Here is a 21,113-nt window from a genome sequence, read left to right on the forward strand (position 1 = left end):
ATTTTCTCAAATTATTGCCACATCTCATCTTGAGCCACCTTGTCACCCGTTAAGCCTGTAAACACTATTTGGCAGAAAATTACCCTCAAAATAGCCGCGAATCAAACTGTATTTTTGGCTGTGGCGATCGCCGCAATGTTTGCTTCCCAAGGGCAGATTCTCATGGAACGACCAGATTTACTACTAAAAATGTTAATACCTGTATTGATTTTCTTTGGTGTAAATTTCTGTTTAGGGCAATTAATTGGACATCTAGCTAAATTTAGCTATGAAGAAATTGCTTGCTTTAACTGCACAACCCTAGCCCGCAATTCACCTATTGCATTGGCGATCGCCACTTCTACTTTTAGAGAACGTCCCTTAATTGCCTTAGCTTTAGTCATTGGTCCCTTGATCGAACTACCAGTAATGGTGATAATTTCACAGTCTTTGCTGCGGCTACGTTCTCGTTAGAAAAAGCCCCCAGTCCAAACTTATATTTTAAGGATTAAAGCACTACGCATACACGTTAGGACATAAACTGATCATAAAAGTTAGACACAGAAAAGCTTTTACCCTACTCCCTACTCCCTACTCCCCAGCTAGAACTAATATGGAACCCATTCGGATTTTTTACTTTTCAGATATTCTCTGCATCTGGGCTTATATTGCTCAAATCCGTCTCGATGAGTTGAAAGCCACCTTTCAAGACAAAATTACCTTAGAACAACACTTTGTTCCCGTCTTTGGTGCTGCTCATGAAAAATTAGAGAACAGATGGCGAGATCGGGGAGGACTGCAAGGATATGGAAATCATATTCAAGAAGTTGTGAAAAAGTTCGATCACATCACCGTTCATCCCAATATTTGGACTCAAGTGACACCAACTTCCTCGACATCTTGCCATTTGTTTCTCCATGCCATTCAATTAGTAGAAGCTAAAGGTTTGGTAGAGCAAACAGGGGTATTTGAAGCAGCAGCCAAAGCATTTCGGGACGCATTTTTTACCCAACTAGCTAACGTTTCTGACCGCAAAGTGCAATTTGAAATTGCGGAGGAGTTAAAACTCCCCATCGCTGCTATTCAAGCTCAAATCGATAGTGGCGAGGCTTATGCTCAATTATCGAAAGATTTTGAATTGGTCAAAGAGCATACAGTGACAGTCAGCCCCACCCTGATTTTTAATGAAGGAAGGCAGAGACTCAATGGTAATGTCGGCTATCGAGTCATTGAGGCTAATATCCGTGAATTACTGCACAATCCTTCGGGTGAACAATCTTGGTGTTAACTTCCCCTCCGGGATGCTAGGCTTTCTCGCTGGTGGGAGGTAAAGCAATGGGACTTAACTGTAATTCTGGATGATCTCCGATGATTTGATCTAAGTTCCACTGGTTTTTAAACAACAATACAGGACGCTCCCAACGGTCTTTGACGACAAAGGTATTAAATAAACGCCCCACTTTTTCCAGAACAGTCCAGCCTCCTGTTACCCAACGCGCCACCGAATAAGGTAGAGCTTCTAGATAAGTCTCCACTCCATATTCATTAACCAACCGAAACTGCACTACTTCAAACTGAAGTTGACCCACAGCAGCTAAAATTGGGTTGCGTTTGCTTTCATCTGTAGAGTGTAAAATCTGCACTGCGCCCTCTTCTTGCAGTTCAGTTACTCCTTTATTGAAATTTTTATACTTCGTAGGGTCAGCGTTTTTCAGGTATGCAAATAACTCTGGGGAGAATGAAGGAATACTGGGATAAATCAGCTTTTCACCGATGTAAACAGTATCGCCAATGGCAAATGTTCCCGGATTATTTAACCCGACCACATCCCCTGCATAAGCAACTTCTACTGTGTCTCGTTCTTGAGCAAACAATTTTTGGGGATGGGAGAGGCGGACTGTTTTCCCTGTGCGGGCATGGTTTACTACCATGTCTTTTTCAAATTTACCAGAACACACGCGCAAAAAGGCAATGCGATCGCGGTGTTTGGGGTCCATGTTGGCTTGCAACTTAAACACAAAGCCAGAAAACTCCGGATAAGTTGGGGAAATTTCACCCCTGTTACTTTCATGGGGAGTTGGTTTGAGTCCATATTCCAAAAACGACTCTAGAAACAACTCTACGCCAAAGTTGTTCATGGCGCTGCCAAAAAATATCGGTGTCATTTTACCTTTATGCACCGCTTCTAAGTCGAGACTTTCCCCCAAAGTATCAAGAATTTCTAAGTCTTCTAGCAGTTGCTGGTACAAATCTGTGCTTAACAATGACTCAATTCTGGGATCAGTTAAAGAGATAGTCGTGTCTGTAGCTTTTTTACTACCATGATCGCCACTCTTGTTAAACAGGTGAATTTGCTGGTGGCGACGGTCAAAAACCCCTTGGAATTGGTCGCCTGTACCAATAGGCCAATTAATTACATAGGTGGAAAGTCCTAATTCCCGCTCAATTTCATCAATCAACTCTAAGGGTGACATACTGGGACGATCCAGTTTGTTAATAAAGGTGAAGATGGGTAGCGATCGCAATCGGCAAACTTCAAATAACTTGCGAGTTTGGGTTTCTAGTCCTTTAGCAGCATCAATCAGCATCACGGCATTATCCGCAGCAGCTAAGGTTCTGTAAGTATCCTCACTGAAATCTTGGTGTCCTGGTGTATCCAATAAATTCAGCAAACAACTTTGATATTCAAATTGTAATACCGTTGAGGTGATAGAAATCCCCCGTTGTTGTTCCATGGCCATCCAGTCTGAAGTGGCGTGACGTTGGGAACGACGAGCTTTTACTGAACCTGCTTGCTGGATTGCACCCCCGTATAAAAGGAGTTTTTCGGTGAGAGTGGTTTTACCTGCGTCTGGGTGAGAGATAATTGCAAAATTGCGCCGACGTTCTATTTCTTGCGGTGCGATCGCATCCCGTAATTCTGTTGCCATAAGTTTAAAATTTTCAGAACTGCTCTATTAATCAACGTTAACTGTCAAGTTAATCTAACTTATTGTATGTAGCGCAAGTCTGACTCTCATCAAACCAACTGCATGATTATACAAGACAAGCAAACATAGAGCAGTCCTATGGTGGCCACTGATTACCAATTCTCACCTCACAGAAGTAAATTTTTTTCCATCTCCAGTAGCTCACAGTTAAAAAACAAAAAGTTGTTACATTGTTCTTCCTCAATTATATATTCAACTTCCCCAGTTTTACGACCAACTACCACCAAATCCGATTTCCATCTTCATCCACTCGTGCTTGGCGAATCACATCAGAAATCTCTTCAGCATCTTTGACATGGTGGAGTGCTTTTTGAGTCCCATCTGGGTATTCGACAATAAAATAAGTCGGGACTGTAATGTGATCACCTGTGATATCCGGCACATCCACAGCCACTTGCTGCGCTTTTTCTTCCAGTGATTTCGACTCATCAATCACGTCCCCTGGATTCGCTGTTAAGTGTCTTTCCTGGACTGTAGGGTGTTCTCTGGAATGCCAATCTGGGCTGACTGGCTGATTCATTTGATTGTTTAATTTCTTAGCCATGATATTTTTCCTGATCAAAATTGATACATCTGCTAAGAACAATCTAAAAAATCACAGCCATGATGAGTTCCTTCTTAAGAAAGAGTTTGTTAAAGAATTATCCAGCAGCCAGCCTTAGCAAGTTTCACCATATAAATCTTTATATCCTAGCCCCCTCAGTATTTTTTCATCATATTATTTTAAATAAGTTGTGATGACTATTCAATCAAAGTTGACTCATCATCGGAGAGTAATCTTGTCAAGTTGATCTAAAATTTTGCTATCTACATCTATATCGAATTTACGAGCAAAATGGCATGAAGAAGCCAGAAGAAGAGGCAAGTCTTCCATAACTAGTATTTTAGGATGAGCGCCTCTCGTTGACCAATCTACATAACGATCATCATCGTTTTTTAAGTTAATATCTGGTGCATTAGCCAGTATAGTTTGAAAATACGATTCATCGACAAACATTCGATGATGATAGTGTGATTTTAAGGCATTTTTTTGACTGTGGAAGTTAATAATATACTCTGCGGATCGCTGATTTCCTGAAAACCATAGGCCTCCAGCAAAGCAGCGAAGTTTCTCAGAAAAGGGAAGAAAGGGTTTAGTTAATAATGGATGTTCCAGGCGAATTTTTAAATTCTTTAAGAAAGGAATTGAAAATAATTCGTAACTACAGTATCTTTGATAGGCTAATATCTGCCATATCAGACTCATTTTAACATTTTGCTGATAAACTTTATATATAATTTGTTGATGGTGGATGTGAGCATCATATCGACTTGCAATTAAATCACCTAATATTTCTTTGGCAGTTTTAATGGGATAGTCTGAGCCACTAAGCAATATAAACCAGTCTGGACAATTTGCATACTCATACATGAGTTTAATTGCCTGTACCGTAGCTTCAACTACGGAAAACTCACCCCATCCAGTTTGTAGATGAGGGCGAACAAAGGAGATATTTTTTGATAGGTTATCCACAGACAAATCACATTTAAAAAAATCATGGTGACAGACTATTGGCGGATAATTGAACATTTTATTCAAGTGGGCTATTAGTCTGTGAATTTGTTGGGGTTTCCTGTGGGTAAGTAAAACGAAGCCTACGGATATGCTCATCTTGACTGATAAATATGCACGTGGATAAATTGATGAAATTTCTAGTTCGGCATCTAATAGACCTCTTGCACAATTGTTTTTGTCGCAATTATTTGACTCCTACCCAAGCTTGAGCAGCAGGATAATTAAGAGAGTGTAATCTACATTCCTGAAATCCTCCTTGAATGATCTGTTTCCAAACATCACATCCATATTCACTATATACTAAAAAACCACTAAAATCTTCTCCAGAACCATGATAACTAGGAGATAATCCTTCTCTACTTCTAGTTAGTCTATCAACAATCATAGGTACTGTAAAAGCACAAAATCCGCCAGTTTTTAATATTCTGTAACATTCAGATAATGCTCTTAATGGGTATTGAATATGTTCTAAAACGTCCGAATGAATAACTATATCAAAATACATATCTGGGTAATCAATATTCATAATATCTATTTCAGGGTATAACTTCAACGTATGACCAGATATTTGAGAAAGAAAAGATGTTAAAAATCCAGCTTCATTAATCTCTAAAACTTTTAAATTTTTGATATTATCTTCTTTGACGAAATCTTTAAATACTCCTTTGTAATTAAAAGATTTCATTATTGAAGTTGCTAGAACCATAGTTCGTAAATTAGAGTTGCAATCGGAGCAATGTAAACCTTGTTGTTGATTAATATAATCTGCTTCTTGAGTAGAGATTTGCCATTCATTAATCAATGATTCCCATAAAACTGCGGACAATATAATATTTTTTGACCCACAACAGACACATTCTTTAATGTATTGAGATTCCATTTTTCTTTTTTTTATTACTTAATGATTTCCAGAATAACCTCCAAAATTCGGAAATATTGAAGGGGGTAATAAAATTTTACATATTAAGCTAAATTTAGCATATGAGTGCTATTTTTCATCTGATCCAAATAAATTTTCTAAACCAAGAGACCTCTTGCACAATTGTTTCTGTACTCTAATAGAGAGTCTTAGGTTTTATGTCTATTTGGGTGTTGTTGCAATAGCTATGCTAAAGTCTGCAAGAAGTATTGACGCAACCATCTTACACAAGAATAATGTTTTGAGGCTAAAAACGGCAGTGAATCAAGCAGAATGATTAGGTCGTGCTATTGATATTATTGAGGAGGTGATCTTAAAAAATCGGCCTGTTAGTTAACAAGATAAAATTTTTATTAAGTGTAAGTTTATCTACATGAAATTTGGTAATCTTGTTTAAGTGTTGAGTAAATTAATGAAAATAAATCTCTTTTATGCCTAGATTACCACTTCCTTCTTTCTTAAGCTCTTACTATACAGATTTATTTAATTTAAAGCACCATATACAGAAATTTTTGCATTTGGATTCAGAAACAGTAGAGAGTAGGTTAGAGACAGGTCAGCAGCAAATGGCTGAGTTAGGCCATAAAGATTTTGATTGGGAACAAGCAACAGATTTTTATCGTGACAAGGTAGGAGAATTTTACTTATTTGATTTGGGGGCGTGGCATTTAGCAATTCATGAAAATATTGAAGATACCTTGTTGCTGATTACAGATCATGCTCAAGGTCGGGTCTTGGATTTTGGTGGTGGAATTGGGACACATACCCTGGGTACTGCCCTGTGTCCGCAGGTTGAGCAAGTTGTATATTGTGATATTAATCCGATTAATCGTGATTTTGTTAAATATCGGGCTGAACAAATGGGTTTGACTCAAAAAATCGTTTTTTGTCAGGAGATAGCTGCTAATGAAACTTTTGACACTATTATTTCTTTTGATGTTTTAGAACATTTACCAGATCCTAGCCAGCAGTTGTTAAAATTCCATCAAGCTCTGACAGATGAGGGTAAAATTATCCTCAATTGGTGTTTCTTTAAAGGTGTTAATCAAGAGCATCCTTTTCATCTCGATGATCCTGATTTAGTAGATATTTTCTATCGCACACTTCAAAGTAAGTTCTTAGAAATTTTTCACCCTTACCAAATAGCATCTCGTTGTTACCGTAAGTTAGTTTAAAATCTGAAAATTTAGTTGTTGACCATCGTGCAGCTTGGCGGAAATAACTATTCAGTGTAAAAAGGTGAAAAAGCTGATAAAACAAGCTTTCTTACCTTCTGCATTCTTTCAATAGTCTGTGTCTATTGTCTATAGTTTTTAACCTATCGGATATTCACAGACTGGCATGGGTGTCATACAACGCTTCTATAATCTTAAGTCTTTCTAACTGACATCTTGCACATACCGAATAAACCTATAAATAGCAGATACAAATTATAAAGTATCACAGTATATAAATTTTAATTACCCAAAAAGATATAGCATTTCCTAGTCTAATAAAGTACAAAATCATCTGCGTTTATCTGCGTCCATCTGCGTTTAATTATTACTGTTTGTACCTTATAAGCATTCCCTTATATAATTCAACAATTTAGTTTTGTACTCTACAGATAATATCTAGTGATTATGCAACAGTAACAAATTAGTAGTTTAACAAAGGACAGTTGCAAGTCATCAAACATCGATAATTTTAGTCTCTATCGACTTTCTCACCTCATCAAGAAAATGTGAGTGGGACTAGGATACATCTAGAATATGTCAGACAAATCGATGATTATGTCCAAAAATCAAAGATATCATCAGCTTTTTTTTCTCTGACCAGTGATAAAACAGAGTTAGGCGGGACATTTACCAAAATTTGATTTTCTCTGATTTTAATCAGTTTATTTAGAATTGCTTCAAAGGTATGCTATCGTGCAGAACTCCAAGCTAGATCGATCAATATCATCCCCATCAATTGTACGTCCGCCGTTTTTTATAGCCATAATTATATCATTAACTATAATTGGCAGTAGTGTTTATACGGTATTAAAATTTCAGGATAAAGTAAATCATCAAAACCAAGATCCAGCAGCACTACTACCTGAGCTAAAAACGGTAACAGCCCTCGGACGTATTGAACCAAAAGGCAAAGTAGTTAAACTTTCTGCTACCACCTCCTCCGCAGGAAGTCGGATAGAAGAACTGTTAGTTACAGAAGGGGATACAGTCCAAGCCGGGCAGGTAATAGCGATTTTAGACAGTCGCGCATCCTTGTCAGCAGCGTTGCAAGAGGCTGAGGAACAAGTCAAAGTAGAACAGGCAAATTTAAACCGAATCACAGCAGGTGCAAAACGAGGAGAAATTTTAGCACAAACAGCTACAATTGCCCGCTTACAGGCGGAACGTCAAGGTGATATAGCTGCCCAAGAAACTACTATATCCCGATGGCAAGCAGAAGTGCGTAACGCCGCCACAGAAAACCAAAGATATGAGGAACTGTACCAAGAGGGAGCAATATCAGCTTCCCAGCGAGATAGTAAACGCTTAATGCTGGAAACCGCGCAAAAAAATTTGCAAGAGGCAAAAACTCAGTTAACTCGTACTCAATTAAGCAGCAAGCAACAAATTAAAGCAGCCGAAGCAACACTACAACAGATTGCGGAAGTGCCAAAAGTGGATATAGAAGGAGCAACGGCAGAAGTCAATCGGGCGATCGCAGCGATGAAGCGCGCCCAAGTAAATCTACAACAAGCTTATGTGCGATCGCCCCAAGATGGACAAATATTTGAGATTCACTCCCGCCCCGGAGAATTAATCTCCACTGATGGGATTGCTGACATTGGGCAAACTAGCCAAATGTATGTAGTTGCCGAAGTTTATGAAAGTGATATCCAGAAAGTTGATCCAGGGCAGAAAGTGGAAGTATTTGGTGATGTCCTACCTTTAGAATTACGGGGAACTGTAGAGCGTAAAGCCTTACAAGTGCGGCAACAAAACGTCATTAATACTAACCCAGTTAGCAATATTGATAACAGAGTTGTAGAGGTTTATATCCGCCTAGATGAAATATCCAGTCAGAAAGCTGCCCACTTAACCAATATGCAAGTGAAAGCAGTAATTCAATTGTCTGACTCCTAATTAATCACACTCATATCCTTATTCAGCATTCAGCACTTCATTATGATGGGACTGTTTAAACAACTGCGGCGACGCACACCTTTAGGATGGCTGCAACTAAGTCATGAAAAAAGCCGTTTACTAGTAGCATTATCTGGCATTGCTTTTGCTGATGTTCTGATGTTTATGCAGATTGGCTTTCAGACAGCATTGTATGACAGCAACACCAGATTACATCGCAGTTTGCAAGCAGATATTGTTTTAACCAGTCCCGAAGTCCGCAGTTTCCAAAATATGCCCCCCTTTTCCCGGCGGCGACTTTACCAAGCAATGGATATTCCAGGGGTGGAGTTAGCCCAAGCCATGTATGTCAATAATATAACTTGGAAGAATCCCCAAACCCGCCGCCAGACATCGGTACAAGTCATTGGCTTTAATCCCGATCAGCCAGCCTTTGACTTACCGGATGTGAATAGCCAATTACAGCCGATTAAGTTACCAGATACGGTTTTGTTTGACCGCAGCGCTAGAGGAGATTACCAACAGGCGATCGCCCAAATTGACCAAGGGGAAAAACTAACTACGGAAATTGCAGGGCGGACAATTACCATTAGTGGTTTATTCTCAGTGGGCGCATCTTTCGGTTCTGATGGTAGCATCATGACCAGCGATCAAAACTTTTTACGGTTATTTCCCCAACGCCCAGCCAGCAGTATTAGCTTAGGTTTAATCAAGGTCAAACCAGGTTATGACCCCAAACAGGTAGCTTTAACCTTGCAAGCCTACCTCAGAGATGATGTCAAGGTGATGACTCGTGGTGAATTTATTCAATTTGAGCATAATTTCTGGAGAACTAACTCACCCATTGGGTTTATTTTTAACCTTGGTGTATCGATGGGGTTCGCTGTGGGCGTAATTCTCGTTTATCAAGTTCTTTCCACTGATATTAATGCCCATGTGCGGGAATACGCAACATTTAAAGCTTTGGGATATCGCAATTATTACTTACTGGGTGTTGTGTTTGAACAGGCTTTAATTTTAGGAGCCTTGGGTTTTATTCCCGGAGTAGTGGTTTCCTTGGGACTTTACCAAATGACCCGCACCGCCACAAATTTACCTATGTATATGACAGCAATTCGGGGTTTACAAGTCCTGATTTTAACTATCATTATGTGTTTTATTTCCGGGGCGATCGCCACACGTAAACTGCGATCTGCTGACCCGGCTGATATGTTTTAAGTTGATACACAAGATGATGAATTTGTACAGTGCGTAAGTCCCATAAATTTAATATAATTTAGTTCTCAGGGTATTTACTTAAACTATTTAGTATCATATACTATTGAAATTCCCCAAAATATTCTGCGGTGAGAAACTCCCGCCATCATGAGCTAGTCTGTTTGTTAACAGAACTAAGAAATTGTATTGTAGCTATATGACTATCGATCATAAAACCAGAGAATTTTACAAAAAATTGTCCTATTTTACTTTTACAGGCTGGAAACCCCAGCGTCAGATAAAAAACCTGTTCATCGGTATATTTGCATCGGTGTTTGTTGCCATCTTGGCTTTGCCTGTAAATGCTTTAGAAGCACAGGTAACACCCAGTAATCCTCAGTTGGGAGATACCCTATCAGTGGTGATTAACGTAGCTAATTCCCCAAATGCTAGTAATCCCACCGTTACTGTAGGTGAAAATTCTTATCCAGCATTTGCGATCGCCCCCAACAAATATCGAGCTTTAATTCCCACAACACCACTAGATAAACCAGGAACCATCACCCTGAAAGTCGCCGGCAATGGTGCAGTCAGAAACTTAGCAGTCAACTTACGAAATCGCACTTTTCCCACACAACGGATTAATTTACCACCGGGAAGCGCTGGCGTGAGAGCCACAGAACATGAACTCCAGCGCGTAGCAGCTTTCAAAGCCATACAAACACCCCAAAAACATTGGAATGGCCCCATGTTGCAACCAAATCAAGGCCGGATTACTACAATTTATGGTGTTCGTCGCTACTATAACGGTAAATTTGCCGAAAATTACTACCATCGTGGCGTTGACTACGCTGGTGCTGCCGGTTCACGCGTCATCGCCCCAGCTGCTGGCACAGTGGCCTTAGTAGGTACGGTATCCGCAGGATTTCGGGTTCACGGCAACACCATTGGCATTGACCACGGTCAAGGTGTCACCAGTATTTTACTGCACCTGAGAGACATTAATGTCAAAGAAGGTGATTTCGTCCAAGCAGGTCAATTAGTCGGTACAGTTGGTTCCACAGGCGCTTCCACAGGGCCACATTTGCACTGGGGTTTATATGTCAACGGTCAAAGTGTTGATCCCGTACCCTGGAGATTTGATGGTATCGACTAATTTCAGACAAAAATAATCGTCGTTGTCGTTAATTTATATACTTTTTGGCAAAAATTAGGGAAAATGAATTGCATTGATACCGTCCGTCTCCTCCTTGGTTAGCGTAAAAATAATGAGCGTTATGAGTATTGAAAAAATTGTAGAGCAAGCTCTCCAAGATGGTTATTTAACACCAGTCATGGAAGCAGAAGTGGGAAGAATCTGTGATAACGCATCCGAGCTATCAATTGAAGAGTATATGGCCCTGGATCGACTCATGGGAGCATTATTAACTGGCGAGGTAGTGGCGGTACCTCGCAAACAATTCATTAACGTCATGGAAGAGTTGGTACTGACTGAAGCCATCAGCAGAGCCGCAGAAATTGAAGCCACCAGCGAAAAATCATTAGATGTGGGGGATATAGCTGCTTACGCCCTCAACCGCTTACCACCCTTGTACGCAACCACAGAAGAAGGTGCTAGCTACCAACGGCTACGTGCTAAAGCAGAACTGCAAGAATTAATTTCCCTGCAAATTAGTGAGTCAATAGGGCGTAACATTGACCAACCCAACGACAATAAAACGCCAGTTGTCGGCAAAAATAACAGTGATGAAATTATGCACCAAGTCAGCAACTTACTAAATGTCTATGCACCCAACTTTGAGCAAAAATCTTAACTAGGTGCGAGTAAATTAGAGTTCAGCCTCATCGTAATCAGTGTGGATTTGAAACACAAATAGAGACGTTACCCCCGCTATGGTGGTGATGCAGCATGGACTTAGCGGTTCCGTAGGGCATACGGTCAAGATGCTGGGCGAGGGGTTAAGCAATAGCTCCCTTTTGACCCAAGAATCCCCCGTTTAGAAAACGGGGGAGTGTCAATCTTTCACGGATACAAGGGTACCAATTTCTACTTGCTCATATAATAAGCGGACATCATCATTACGCATTCTCAGGCAACCATGAGAGATAGCAGACCCTAACAAGTGTATATCTGGCGTACCGTGAAAGCCAATTTGATTACGTCCATCCGTCCAAAATCCAATCCATCGCTCTCCTAAAGGACTATCCGCACCTGATGGAAAAACTTTACCCGTGATTGGGTGTTGCCAAATAGGATAATGTTGCATATCCTTAACACGGAAAGAACCTGTAGGAGTTTCCCAACCTTCCTTACCGACAGCAATTGGGTAACTGGCTATGACTTCACCACCCTTGTAAACATAGGTACGGCGATCGCTCAAATTTACTACTACTTCCGTCTGCGATGATCTTGGTGAAGACAAACCCTGGGAATTTGACCTTTGTCCAGGTAACACTGAACGGATATTGGGTAAAAAATCACTCGCTGAGGCCGAATTATAACTGACTGCGCCCCCCTGACGAGATAGAGAACCCCTCTGGACATCTGGTGGAGAACTCTGTGGGACAGCAGGTATAGACACCATACCCCCATAACCACCCTCTCCTGGTCTTCCGGCGGCGTTAGCTGGCTGCTCAAACTGGGCTTGAGTTGTCATCCGCCAATGGATACCTAAAGATAAGATGGCTGTGCCAAAACAGAGAAACATGACTATGCGTGCTACAGATTCATTTCTTACCATTGCCATCGCCTATTGTTTATCCCTGACAGATCAAGTTAACTAATCGCTTCATCAGTACACCCCGAATTATCAATAATTTATATTTACTTATTTGTTCTCTTATAACTCTGCCAACAGTTTTGGGCAAACTAAGGATATCAGGATATCTCTACAAAGAATTTTTCCTGAAAAATTTTATTTACAGGAACACTCACGGTGGAGTTCTCCATCATTAATTTTGTGGGTGAGAGAAAAATTATGTTTGAAAAACTATTCCTAGCAGTGATCATTACGTTTTCCTTAAATTTCTTTTTTCAAGTCCGCATACTCAATACTACTCATGCTGGTATTCATGATCCACAACACACAGAAACATCAACCACAATTATGGTGAAAAACCAGAAGAAATAAGCTGTTTTACGGCTCTGCCTATATTAGCAGATGTGTAATTTCCCTTGAAAATAACTGCGATCGCCTTCAGGGATGGGGACCTCTCCCCTACTCCCCTGCTCCCTGCTCCCTTTTGATCAGCAGTTGGTGTGAGAGAAAAACCACTTTCACTGTTTTTTGTGGCACTTTTTTGAACACACATAACCTTTGATTTGTCAATAGCAGGTAGTCGGATAGTGTTGATGGTACAGATTACGTATAATCACGAAAGTGAAACTACTGCCAATTTATGGCTCAAAACACGGCAACAGAGTGATTCAGGGCTAAAACAGAGTTTTGCTGTAGGGATAAATGCGCTGAACTTTATATACATTAATGTACCAATCGGAAATCCGGCACTATTTTTGGAACATTGCGCTCAATACCTTGTCTAATAGATAGGGATGATTCAAAATTCAGTACGATCTATGAGCCAATCGATTACTGTATCCTGGTCAACTGTTGATGCCAGATACCCAGAAACTTCGGTGTCAGTTGACAAACTCTCTAATCACGATCTGATTTTACGCTGTCAAGTGGGACTGCGCCCAGACCGTGCCGCGTTTGCCGAGCTATTGCGCCGCTATCAAAGTCAAGTTGATCGAGTTTTATACCACCTAGCTCCAGATTGGCCAGACAGAGCTGATTTGGCTCAAGAAGTGTGGATTCGAGTTTATCGAAACATTAACCGATTACAAGAGCCAGTTAAGTTTCGTGGTTGGTTGAGCCGCATTGCTACTAACTTGTTCTATGACGAGTTGCGTAAACGCAAGCGCGTAGCCAGTCCCCTGTCCCTAGATGCACCCCGCACCCTAGAAGATGGCGAAATGGATTGGGAAATCGCTGGAGATACTCCAGGCCCAGAGGAAGAACTGACAACCAGAGAGTTTTACGAGCAACTGCGCGAAGCGATCGCGGATTTACCAGAAGTGTTTCGCACAACCATTGTTCTCAGAGAAATTGAAGGTATGGCCTACGAAGAAATTGCCGAAATTACCGGCGTTTCCTTGGGAACGGTGAAATCGAGAATCGCCAGAGCTAGATCCAGATTGCAAGCTCAACTACAAAATTATCTCGATGCCTAACGGTGAAATTTAAACAATGTTTCATAATTTATGATCCATGTTCAGATTCCCGCTACTATCTAGATAAAATTGCCTAAATTAGTCAGCATTTCTTGCTGATTTTACCCGCATATGAATTGGTCATAATGCTACAATGAATACAAATTCTCCATTTGATGATCGGAACCACTGGCTAAATAGGGAATATTTTTCTGGTGGCGAAGGTCAGCATACCAATGAATCAACGGGTGCTATGGATATGGTGAAGCGCGATCGCTTCGAGTTATTAAGTGCTTACCTCGATGGTGAGGTTACAGCCAGTGAAAGCAGACAGGTAGAGGAATGGCTAAAAAACGATGCCTCAGTCCAACGCCTGTATAGCCGACTACTGAGTCTACGGCAAGGTTTACGGACTCTACCAGTTCCCACAGCCTCACAACCGCCAGAAATCACAGCCCAGAAAGTTTTCCAGGGTGCGCGCCGTCGCTCCCGGCCTGCTTGGGCTTTTGGCGGAGTCGCTGTAGCAGCCTGTGTTATCGGCGCGGTTTCTGGATTTCTCCCCGGCGGTGGATTCAAAACACTGCAACTAGCTCAAGAACCAGTGGAGCCGACACAAGGTCTCTCCAACCCTGGGATTTCTACTTCTACTCTGATGGTGGCCTTAAATAACCCAGTCATAGAAATTCCCAAAGCGGCCATAGCCTCGCCGGAAGATTTAATGAATCTGGAAGAACCTCAATTAGGGGAATTGGAACCAAACATCAACTAATCGTCATGGGAAAGAGAGCGGGTTAATTACCTTGTTGGGTAACAGTCCAGATTGGTAAACTCGCTCAAAATCCATTTATCTAACTATGACAGGATGTCTTTTGACATAATTTTATAGTGGCAGCAAAAATACTACTTAGTAATTTTTACTGAAAGTAAGAACACCAAGTGAGCAAGTATTTTTTTTTCCTACCAGCTGCCTTACAAGTTTTATTCATAGCTTTTCCCGTTCTCGCTAGTGATAGAGAACAGGTCAACTCCAGAATTTTTAACTTGAGTGAAATTGAGTTACCTGCAACTAAAGCCCAATTTTTAACTCAAGAGTCTATACCGATTCAAGTTAATCCGGTAACTCAGCCAGAAATAGAATCAATTCCCCAAGATGAACCAGATATTTTCCTAGAAGTCATCGGGGAAGAAGACCCTGTGCCGGAGTCTACCCCTGTTTATGTGATCGAAAAAGAAGAAATTCAACAACAGGGTGCTACCAGTGTAGCTGATGTCTTAAAAAGAATGCCTGGTTTTGCCATCAACGATGTGGGACCCGGTGCAGATATTCACACAGGTACATACTATCGGGGAGCTTCAATTAATCAGTCAGTATTTCTGATTAATGGTAGACCAATTAATAATAATGTCAATACCTATCATGGGGGAACTGATTTAAATAGCATTCCCGTAGAGGCTATTGAACGAGTAGAATTATCTAGTGGTGTAACTTCTGCTTTGTATGGTGCATCAGCCTTTGGCGGTGTGGTGAATATCATTACAAAAACAGGTTATGCTCAACCAAGATTAACTGGGAGTACAGAATTTGGCTCCTTAAATTTAAATAATCAACAGGTGAGTTATGCTGGCTCTGTGGGTGATGCTCGGTATAATTTCAGCTTTGAAAGATTCTTTGTAGATAATCGTTATCGCGTTCCCCTGGGCGCAGCTAATCGTGACCCGGAAGGATTTTTATCCAATGCAGATACAGCTACCAGCACTTATTTTGGTAGCATTGGTCTAGATTTAGATAGTAGAAATTCTTTAAATTTAGATGTTAAAACCCTCAGCAGTCGTCGCGGTTTAGTTTATTTTGGTTTTCCTTTACAAAGAGATCGATTAGACCATGATGGCCTAAATGTGGGTTTATCTTGGAAAACTCGCTTGGGTGAAGGAGAAAGTTCTAATCTCACCACTACACTCGGTTATAACCAAGATTATTTCAGCACCTATGGACCCACGGTATTTGCTGGGTCACAATTCAACCGTACAGGTGTTTTAGATACCAAACAATTGACCGCTAGGGTAGATCACGCATGGAAATTAACACCCAGTCATCAATTACGCTGGGGATTAGATTTGCAGAATAATAATTTAAACGGTGATACTTTTAGTACCCGACCTGATAGAATTGCCCTGAATGGTACTGAAAATAGAAACGTGTTAAATACAGCTTTATTTGCTGTGAATACTTTCAATATTAGCAATAATTTCCAGGTGGATTTAGGATTAAGGCAAAGTTTTGATGGCGAGTTTGGTAATTATCTTAACCCTAGCGCTGGTTTACGTTATGCGCTGTCGCCAACAGTTGCAATGCGGGGAAGTTGGGCTGGGGGACAGCGTAATCCTGGTTTAGATCAATTATATGTTTATGATACTGTTCACGGTTGGGAACCTAACCCAGATTTAATCCCAGAAACTGGTTCCTCTTGGACTGCAGGACTAGATGTGAAATTAGCAAATAATTTGCTGGGACAGTTTACCTATTTTGGTAGTAGTTTAGATAATCGCCTGGGAATTATTGCGGGAAGATGGGAGAATATCGGTTTAGTTAATACTAATGGTTTAGAGGCGGCATTAAGATTACAAATGGCGCGGAATTGGTCAAGTTTTCTGAATTATACTTATACAGATGCTGAAATCAAAACCGGAGCAGATAGGGGTTTACAGTTAGGTTTTATTCCTTATTCTGTGGCTCAAGCTGGTGTGGGTTATCAAAATTCCGGCTGGAATGCGAATTTGTATGTCACCTATAACAGTGGGACTCGCCGAGCCTTTTTTAATGTCCCTAGTGAAACTAATAGAGATTTTGTACCGGCTTTCTTGAATTTAGATTTTAGTGGTAGGATTCCTGTCACCAGTAATTTGGGAGTGACGATTTATCTAGAAAATCTACTGGGTGAGCAATATGAACGCGTTAATCGCATATACAGTCCTGGGTTTACTGTGCGTGTGGGTGTAACCTCAAATTTATAGCACCCATTTGGGATCTGCGGAATGTGGGATTAAAGTCAAAATTGAAGAAACAGCAACACAGCTACCAGAGGGAACAGAATGACAGTAACTATACCCATTCAAGCCATAGAACTAGCACCCGGTAGTCAAATCGCCATTCATAACCTGTCCTGGGAAGATTTTGAGGGACTTCTCGACGATTTAGGAGAAAAGCGTCACACCCGCATTGCTTACTACCGAGGAACGCTAGAAATCATGTCCCCCTTAGCATTACATGAGCGTCCCCACCGCATCATTGCTTACATCATCACCACAATTCTAGAAATCCAAGGACGCAACTGGGAGGACTTCGGATCTACCATCTTTAAACTTCCAGACATCGCTGGAGTTGAACCAGATACCTGCTTCTACATCCAAAACGCTCACGAAGTCCAAGGATGTACCCAAATGGATTTAGGTATCTATCCTCCCCCAGACTTAGCCATTGAATCTGATGTTACTTCAAAAACTACCCTTGATGCCTACATAGCCCTGGGTGTTCCCGAAGTCTGGATTTACAGCAACTATCAGTTAAAAGTTTACATCCTTCAAGGTGACAGCTATGTAGAATCTGCTGTTAGTCCCACTTTTCCCAACTTACCCATGACAGAACTTATTCCCCAACTGGTGCAAAAAGCCATAGATAAGGGAACAAGTCAAATGCTACGAGAACTCAGAACCTTGCTCAGTCAATAGACCTGCAATTATAGCTGGGGAGTAGGGAGTGGGGTAAAAGCCTTTTGGTGTCTAACTTTTATGATCAGTTTATGTCCTCATGTGTATGGGTAGTGCTATATAATGGCTACATGAGAGCCAGAATTGAAAATACTATACTTTTGATTCACCACGAGGATTTACCCGCGTTTAAAAAGGGTGGTTCGGTGGTGAGAAATTCTTATTTCTGGGCGTTACGTTCTATTGCTGGTCGTGCTACCCGTTATCGTGATTGGGAGTATGAGCCAGAGGTGTGGTTAGCATTGACGCGGATGCTGTTGTCTTTTGCTGAATCTGGCTATTTGGGTTATAAGGAAACTTTGTTAGAGTTTCCCCTTGAGATAGGGGAAATTCCGGCTGAATTACGAGATGCTGCTACTTGGGAGTAAGTTGGCGGAAAATTCTCTCTATTACAGCACTTCCCGGTGTTATTAGATATAAGAACCCCACCCCTAGCCCCTCCCCCTTCGGGTTCACCAGTCGCCTACGGTGGGAAACCCGCCTACAGCGCTGGTTCACCGCAAGCGAGGAGGGGAACTGCATTTTCGTATCAAAGCCTCTCTGTATCCAAATCATCTAAAATTTTGTCCAAACGGTTATTTGCGTCTTTGGCAATCTTCATATAGCGCATACTAGCTACGAGTCCAATAGCAGTGGTGACAGCGCCTTCTGATGCTTTGTTGCCAATCAAGTACCCAGCACCTACAATACTGATACCGAAAGATAGCGCAGTGGCAATTAAGGCAAAATTGAAGCTGTAACGTGCTTGACGAATACGCTCTTGGACAATACTTAGTCTTGCTGTTAACAAAGGGTTAAATTCAGGGCTGGGTTGAGAAAGCATGATATTCTTAGGCATAATACTAGGGATTTCGGGAATTTACTTTGTTACCTCTTTATTAACCCCTGTATTTTGTTGGTTGTGGTCTATTTTATGTACAACTTGTATGTAAAACTTATGTCAAATTTATATCATGTAAAACTTTTGTAAAAGTTATTGTGAGTAAGTAATGGGGAGATCGCATCGAGTATCAGCAGCAGGTATTGCAAAGGTCAATAAAGCATTTGATAGATATGGTAAAACGCAGGAGTGTCTGGGAGGTTTGGCAGGGTGTACTCGACAGACTGTAAACAAATTTTTAGCAGGAGGACCTGTTGAGAAGCGCTTATTTAAAAGTCTGTGCCATACGTTAAACTTGAAGTGGAAAGAGATTGCGGAACTAGAGTCAGAGGAAGAGGAAACTTCTAGGACTACTGGTAGTATGAATATAGCAAGTAATCCTGTTGGATCTAGAATTGAAGGAACTACATCAATAGGTCTGGTAGAAGAACAAGATAGTACCAAAACAATTGTTACATATACTACCCAAAACGGTAAATTTGTTGTTAAAATCCCAGGCGATATAAACAGTTTCTTAGAAAATCCTAAAGAACAAAATATTTGGCTAGAAGCCGTGAAAAGAACTTCAGGGGATAAAAATGCAGAAATATATAAAATTGAAAGCGGCAGTATAAAAATAATCTTCAATGTTTCTCCAGATGGCATTAAAAAGCTAGAAGAAGAACAGGATAAAATTAGTCTAGTTGCAAGGATTATTCGCAGAGTTAAAGGTGAAGAACTAGACCTAAGTGACACTAATTTGAGCGGTACTGATTTACGTGACATTGATTTGAGTGGCGTTGATTTGAGTTGTGCTGACCTGAGTAATGCTAATTTAGAAAATGCCAATTTAGAAAATGCTGACTTGAATTGTGCAGACGTTAGTGGTGCAAACTTGAGCGGTGCTAACCTCAGTAATGCTGACTTTAGTGATGCAATAGTTGAAAATGCTGTTTTCAGGAATAATTTAGGTATATCTTCAGAATTAAAACAAGAATTAATCAACCGAGGCGCAAGAGTTAAAAATCTTGCAGGTGCTGATTTAAGTGGTGCTAATTTATTTGCTGCTAATTTAAGTGGTGCTGATTTAAGTGGTGCTTATTTAATTGCTGCTAATTTAAGTGGTGCTAATTTAGGTGGTGCTGATTTAATTGCTGCTAATTTAAGTGGTGCTGATTTAAGTCGTGCTGATTTAAGTCGTGCTTATTTAATTGCTGCTAATTTAAGTGGTGCTGATTTAAGTCGTGCTGATTTAAGTGGTGCTAATTTAAGTGGTGCTAATTTAAGTCGTGCTAATTTAAGTGGTGCTAATTTAAGTCGTGCTGATTTAAGTCGTGCTAAAGTTAAAAATGCTCAATTCGGAGATAATCTAGGAATTACTGAAGATATAAAGGGCGAACTAAAACAACGAGGTGCGATTTTTGAAGATTCACCCGGCGATCGCGCTGAAGTTTTTACGCGCTAAACAGAATACTCCAGTAACTTAATAACTGGAGTTTAGACTAATTTCCCCTCTTAATCCACCAAAATCTCTCTAGTCAAGACTTTGAGGATTTTCAAGTTATTTTAACTCTTGTAAGCCATAAGCCTTAGTTATTTTGTTAAGTTTCCGAAATCAGTGCTTGGGGATTAAGTTTTCAATACTGTTGTGGGGATTAGCACACCGTCTTGGAGTTTTCCTATACCTAGAAAGTTGGTTTCTGGATCGTAGACTCTGACTATACCGGAAAAATCTAGGGTTTGGGGGATTTTCTGCCCCTGACACCATTTTTGGGCGGATAGGGTGGGTAATGTGACGGATGGTAGGTGTTGTAAGGCAATATCGGGGATGCTGGGGTGAAATGTCCCGGCTTGTAGTTGTGTTTCTAAGTCTGTGAGGGTGAGGCTGTCTGCAAGGTTGAAACCACTACTGGCTGTGCGAATTAAGGCGGCGAGGGTTCCCCCAGTTTGGAGGATTGCGCCTAAGTCACGGGCGATCGCTCTAATATATGTACCACTTCCACAGGCGATCGCAACATCTAATTCCGGAAAATCTCCGTCTCGCCAATCTAAAATTTCTGTGTGAAAAATTTCTACTGTCCGTTTGGGAACTTCTACTATTTCGCCTTTGCGTGCTAAGTCGTAGAGGCGTTTTCCATCTACTTGAATGGCACTGTAAATTGGCGGTATTTGCTCTATTTTACCCTGAAATTGCGACATTACTGTTTTAACGTCGGCAAAATTCAATCTGGGACAAGGTTGAGAGGTAATGATTTCACCTTGCAAATCGTCGGTGGTAGTCTGCACACCGAGGCGGATGGTGGCTTTGTAGGCTTTGTTTTCTGGGAGATATTGTAATAGTCTGGTGGCTTTACCCAAGGCGATGGGTAAGACTCCGGTAGCTGCGGGATCTAAGGTTCCGGCGTGTCCTACACGTTTGAGGCGCAAGAGTTTTCGCACCCGCGCCACGCAGTCGTGAGATGTCCAGTCAAAGGGTTTGTTTAAGTTAAGAAAACCTTCCACAGTTAAATTAGCTATTTT

General features: G+C 40.9%; 21 protein-coding genes. 14 read left to right on the plus strand and 7 right to left on the minus strand.

Features of this window, described 5'->3' with window-relative positions:
* The first annotated feature begins 39 nt into the window (after positions 1-39).
* Positions 40-453, plus strand: coding sequence for an arsenic resistance protein (locus ACM0OP_RS12210; protein WP_414528679.1), 414 nt, complete (start codon positions 40-42; stop codon positions 451-453).
* A 139-nt stretch (positions 454-592) separates the two neighbouring features.
* Positions 593-1,267 carry a DsbA family oxidoreductase gene (locus ACM0OP_RS12215; RefSeq protein WP_414528680.1) on the plus strand — a complete coding sequence of 225 codons (675 nt, stop codon included), beginning with the start codon at positions 593-595 and terminating at the stop codon, positions 1,265-1,267.
* Positions 1,268-1,283: 16 nt separating this feature from the next.
* On the opposite strand, the gene prfC is transcribed toward ACM0OP_RS12215, so the two are convergent.
* The 4 genes from prfC to ACM0OP_RS12235 form a co-directional block, all read right to left on the minus strand.
* On the minus strand, positions 1,284-2,909 hold the full coding sequence (gene prfC / locus ACM0OP_RS12220) for a peptide chain release factor 3 (RefSeq protein ID WP_414528681.1): 1,626 nt from the start codon (positions 2,907-2,909) through the stop codon (positions 1,284-1,286).
* Between the two features lie 277 nt (positions 2,910-3,186).
* Positions 3,187-3,513 carry a hypothetical protein gene (locus ACM0OP_RS12225; protein ID WP_414528682.1) on the minus strand — a complete coding sequence of 109 codons (327 nt, stop codon included), beginning with the start codon at positions 3,511-3,513 and terminating at the stop codon, positions 3,187-3,189.
* 219 nt (positions 3,514-3,732) lie between these two features.
* On the minus strand, positions 3,733-4,482 hold the full coding sequence (locus ACM0OP_RS12230; protein WP_414528683.1) for a beta-1,6-N-acetylglucosaminyltransferase: 750 nt from the start codon (positions 4,480-4,482) through the stop codon (positions 3,733-3,735).
* A gap of 226 nt (positions 4,483-4,708) precedes the next feature.
* Positions 4,709-5,404 carry a class I SAM-dependent methyltransferase gene (locus ACM0OP_RS12235; protein ID WP_414528684.1) on the minus strand — a complete coding sequence of 232 codons (696 nt, stop codon included), beginning with the start codon at positions 5,402-5,404 and terminating at the stop codon, positions 4,709-4,711.
* Between the two features lie 470 nt (positions 5,405-5,874).
* Here ACM0OP_RS12235 and ACM0OP_RS12240 point away from each other — a divergent pair, with 470 nt between their 5' ends.
* The 5 genes from ACM0OP_RS12240 (at position 5,875) to ACM0OP_RS12260 (ending at position 11,570) form a co-directional block, all read left to right on the plus strand.
* Positions 5,875-6,618, plus strand: a complete 744-nt coding sequence (locus ACM0OP_RS12240; protein ID WP_414528685.1) for a class I SAM-dependent methyltransferase — start codon at positions 5,875-5,877, stop codon at positions 6,616-6,618.
* 735 nt (positions 6,619-7,353) lie between these two features.
* On the plus strand, positions 7,354-8,559 hold the full coding sequence (locus tag ACM0OP_RS12245; RefSeq protein WP_414528686.1) for an ABC exporter membrane fusion protein: 1,206 nt from the start codon (positions 7,354-7,356) through the stop codon (positions 8,557-8,559).
* A 45-nt stretch (positions 8,560-8,604) separates the two neighbouring features.
* On the plus strand, positions 8,605-9,777 hold the full coding sequence (devC, locus tag ACM0OP_RS12250; protein WP_414528714.1) for an ABC transporter permease DevC: 1,173 nt from the start codon (positions 8,605-8,607) through the stop codon (positions 9,775-9,777).
* 196 nt (positions 9,778-9,973) lie between these two features.
* Complete coding sequence (locus tag ACM0OP_RS12255) at positions 9,974-10,912, plus strand: M23 family metallopeptidase (protein ID WP_414528687.1); 939 nt, start codon at positions 9,974-9,976, stop codon at positions 10,910-10,912.
* 121 nt (positions 10,913-11,033) lie between these two features.
* Positions 11,034-11,570: a late competence development ComFB family protein gene (locus ACM0OP_RS12260; protein WP_414528688.1), complete on the plus strand. Its 537-nt coding sequence runs from the start codon at positions 11,034-11,036 to the stop codon at positions 11,568-11,570.
* Positions 11,571-11,771: 201 nt separating this feature from the next.
* On the opposite strand, the gene ACM0OP_RS12265 is transcribed toward ACM0OP_RS12260, so the two are convergent.
* Complete coding sequence (locus tag ACM0OP_RS12265) at positions 11,772-12,503, minus strand: L,D-transpeptidase (protein WP_414528689.1); 732 nt, start codon at positions 12,501-12,503, stop codon at positions 11,772-11,774.
* 231 nt (positions 12,504-12,734) lie between these two features.
* Between ACM0OP_RS12265 and ACM0OP_RS12270 the strand changes: the two genes are divergently transcribed.
* From ACM0OP_RS12270 to ACM0OP_RS12295, 6 genes are all read left to right on the plus strand, one after another.
* Positions 12,735-12,887, plus strand: coding sequence for a hypothetical protein (locus ACM0OP_RS12270; RefSeq protein WP_414528690.1), 153 nt, complete (start codon positions 12,735-12,737; stop codon positions 12,885-12,887).
* A gap of 446 nt (positions 12,888-13,333) precedes the next feature.
* The gene (locus tag ACM0OP_RS12275; protein ID WP_414528691.1) at positions 13,334-13,990 is read left to right on the plus strand and encodes a sigma-70 family RNA polymerase sigma factor; all 657 of its coding nucleotides are present in this window, start codon (positions 13,334-13,336) and stop codon (positions 13,988-13,990) included.
* A 133-nt stretch (positions 13,991-14,123) separates the two neighbouring features.
* The gene (locus ACM0OP_RS12280; RefSeq protein ID WP_414528692.1) at positions 14,124-14,738 is read left to right on the plus strand and encodes an anti-sigma factor family protein; all 615 of its coding nucleotides are present in this window, start codon (positions 14,124-14,126) and stop codon (positions 14,736-14,738) included.
* Between the two features lie 167 nt (positions 14,739-14,905).
* A complete protein-coding gene (locus ACM0OP_RS12285; protein WP_414528693.1) occupies positions 14,906-16,981 on the plus strand; it encodes a TonB-dependent receptor plug domain-containing protein in 2,076 nt (691 codons plus the stop codon).
* 78 nt (positions 16,982-17,059) lie between these two features.
* Positions 17,060-17,695 (plus strand): Uma2 family endonuclease, encoded by a 636-nt coding sequence (locus ACM0OP_RS12290; protein ID WP_414528694.1) that lies wholly within the window; start codon positions 17,060-17,062, stop codon positions 17,693-17,695.
* A gap of 110 nt (positions 17,696-17,805) precedes the next feature.
* Positions 17,806-18,102, plus strand: coding sequence for a hypothetical protein (locus ACM0OP_RS12295; RefSeq protein ID WP_414528715.1), 297 nt, complete (start codon positions 17,806-17,808; stop codon positions 18,100-18,102).
* A 161-nt stretch (positions 18,103-18,263) separates the two neighbouring features.
* Here ACM0OP_RS12295 and ACM0OP_RS12300 read toward each other — a convergent pair whose 3' ends face one another.
* Positions 18,264-18,572, minus strand: a complete 309-nt coding sequence (locus tag ACM0OP_RS12300) for a TRADD-N-associated membrane domain-containing protein (protein WP_414528695.1) — start codon at positions 18,570-18,572, stop codon at positions 18,264-18,266.
* Between the two features lie 151 nt (positions 18,573-18,723).
* On the opposite strand from ACM0OP_RS12300, the gene ACM0OP_RS12305 reads away from it, so the two are divergent.
* The gene (locus ACM0OP_RS12305) at positions 18,724-20,058 is read left to right on the plus strand and encodes a pentapeptide repeat-containing protein (protein WP_414528696.1); all 1,335 of its coding nucleotides are present in this window, start codon (positions 18,724-18,726) and stop codon (positions 20,056-20,058) included.
* Positions 20,059-20,222: 164 nt separating this feature from the next.
* Here ACM0OP_RS12305 and truB read toward each other — a convergent pair whose 3' ends face one another.
* Entirely contained in the window at positions 20,223-21,095 is an 873-nt protein-coding gene (gene truB / locus ACM0OP_RS12310) for a tRNA pseudouridine(55) synthase TruB (RefSeq protein ID WP_414528697.1), read from the minus strand.
* Positions 21,096-21,113 lie beyond the last annotated feature (18 nt).

It is taken from the genome of Nodularia chucula CCY0103 (assembly GCF_963923915.1).
Lineage (GTDB): Bacteria > Cyanobacteriota > Cyanobacteriia > Cyanobacteriales > Nostocaceae > Nodularia > Nodularia chucula.

Bases quoted from the DNA above. Each gene is read 5' to 3' on its own strand.
- ACM0OP_RS12215 (WP_414528680.1), top strand. From the start codon at position 593: ATGGAACCCATTCGGATTTTTTACTTTTCAGATATTCTCTGCATCTGG.
- prfC (WP_414528681.1), bottom strand. From the start codon at position 2,909: ATGGCAACAGAATTACGGGATGCGATCGCACCGCAAGAAATAGAACGT.
- ACM0OP_RS12225 (WP_414528682.1), bottom strand. From the start codon at position 3,513: ATGGCTAAGAAATTAAACAATCAAATGAATCAGCCAGTCAGCCCAGAT.
- ACM0OP_RS12235 (WP_414528684.1), bottom strand. From the start codon at position 5,404: ATGGAATCTCAATACATTAAAGAATGTGTCTGTTGTGGGTCAAAAAAT.
- ACM0OP_RS12240 (WP_414528685.1), top strand. From the start codon at position 5,875: ATGCCTAGATTACCACTTCCTTCTTTCTTAAGCTCTTACTATACAGAT.
- devC (WP_414528714.1), top strand. From the start codon at position 8,605: ATGGGACTGTTTAAACAACTGCGGCGACGCACACCTTTAGGATGGCTG.
- ACM0OP_RS12255 (WP_414528687.1), top strand. From the start codon at position 9,974: ATGACTATCGATCATAAAACCAGAGAATTTTACAAAAAATTGTCCTAT.
- ACM0OP_RS12260 (WP_414528688.1), top strand. From the start codon at position 11,034: ATGAGTATTGAAAAAATTGTAGAGCAAGCTCTCCAAGATGGTTATTTA.
- ACM0OP_RS12265 (WP_414528689.1), bottom strand. From the start codon at position 12,503: ATGGCAATGGTAAGAAATGAATCTGTAGCACGCATAGTCATGTTTCTC.
- ACM0OP_RS12270 (WP_414528690.1), top strand. From the start codon at position 12,735: ATGTTTGAAAAACTATTCCTAGCAGTGATCATTACGTTTTCCTTAAAT.
- ACM0OP_RS12275 (WP_414528691.1), top strand. From the start codon at position 13,334: ATGAGCCAATCGATTACTGTATCCTGGTCAACTGTTGATGCCAGATAC.
- ACM0OP_RS12280 (WP_414528692.1), top strand. From the start codon at position 14,124: ATGAATACAAATTCTCCATTTGATGATCGGAACCACTGGCTAAATAGG.
- ACM0OP_RS12290 (WP_414528694.1), top strand. From the start codon at position 17,060: ATGACAGTAACTATACCCATTCAAGCCATAGAACTAGCACCCGGTAGT.
- ACM0OP_RS12295 (WP_414528715.1), top strand. From the start codon at position 17,806: ATGAGAGCCAGAATTGAAAATACTATACTTTTGATTCACCACGAGGAT.
- ACM0OP_RS12300 (WP_414528695.1), bottom strand. From the start codon at position 18,572: ATGCCTAAGAATATCATGCTTTCTCAACCCAGCCCTGAATTTAACCCT.
- ACM0OP_RS12305 (WP_414528696.1), top strand. From the start codon at position 18,724: ATGGGGAGATCGCATCGAGTATCAGCAGCAGGTATTGCAAAGGTCAAT.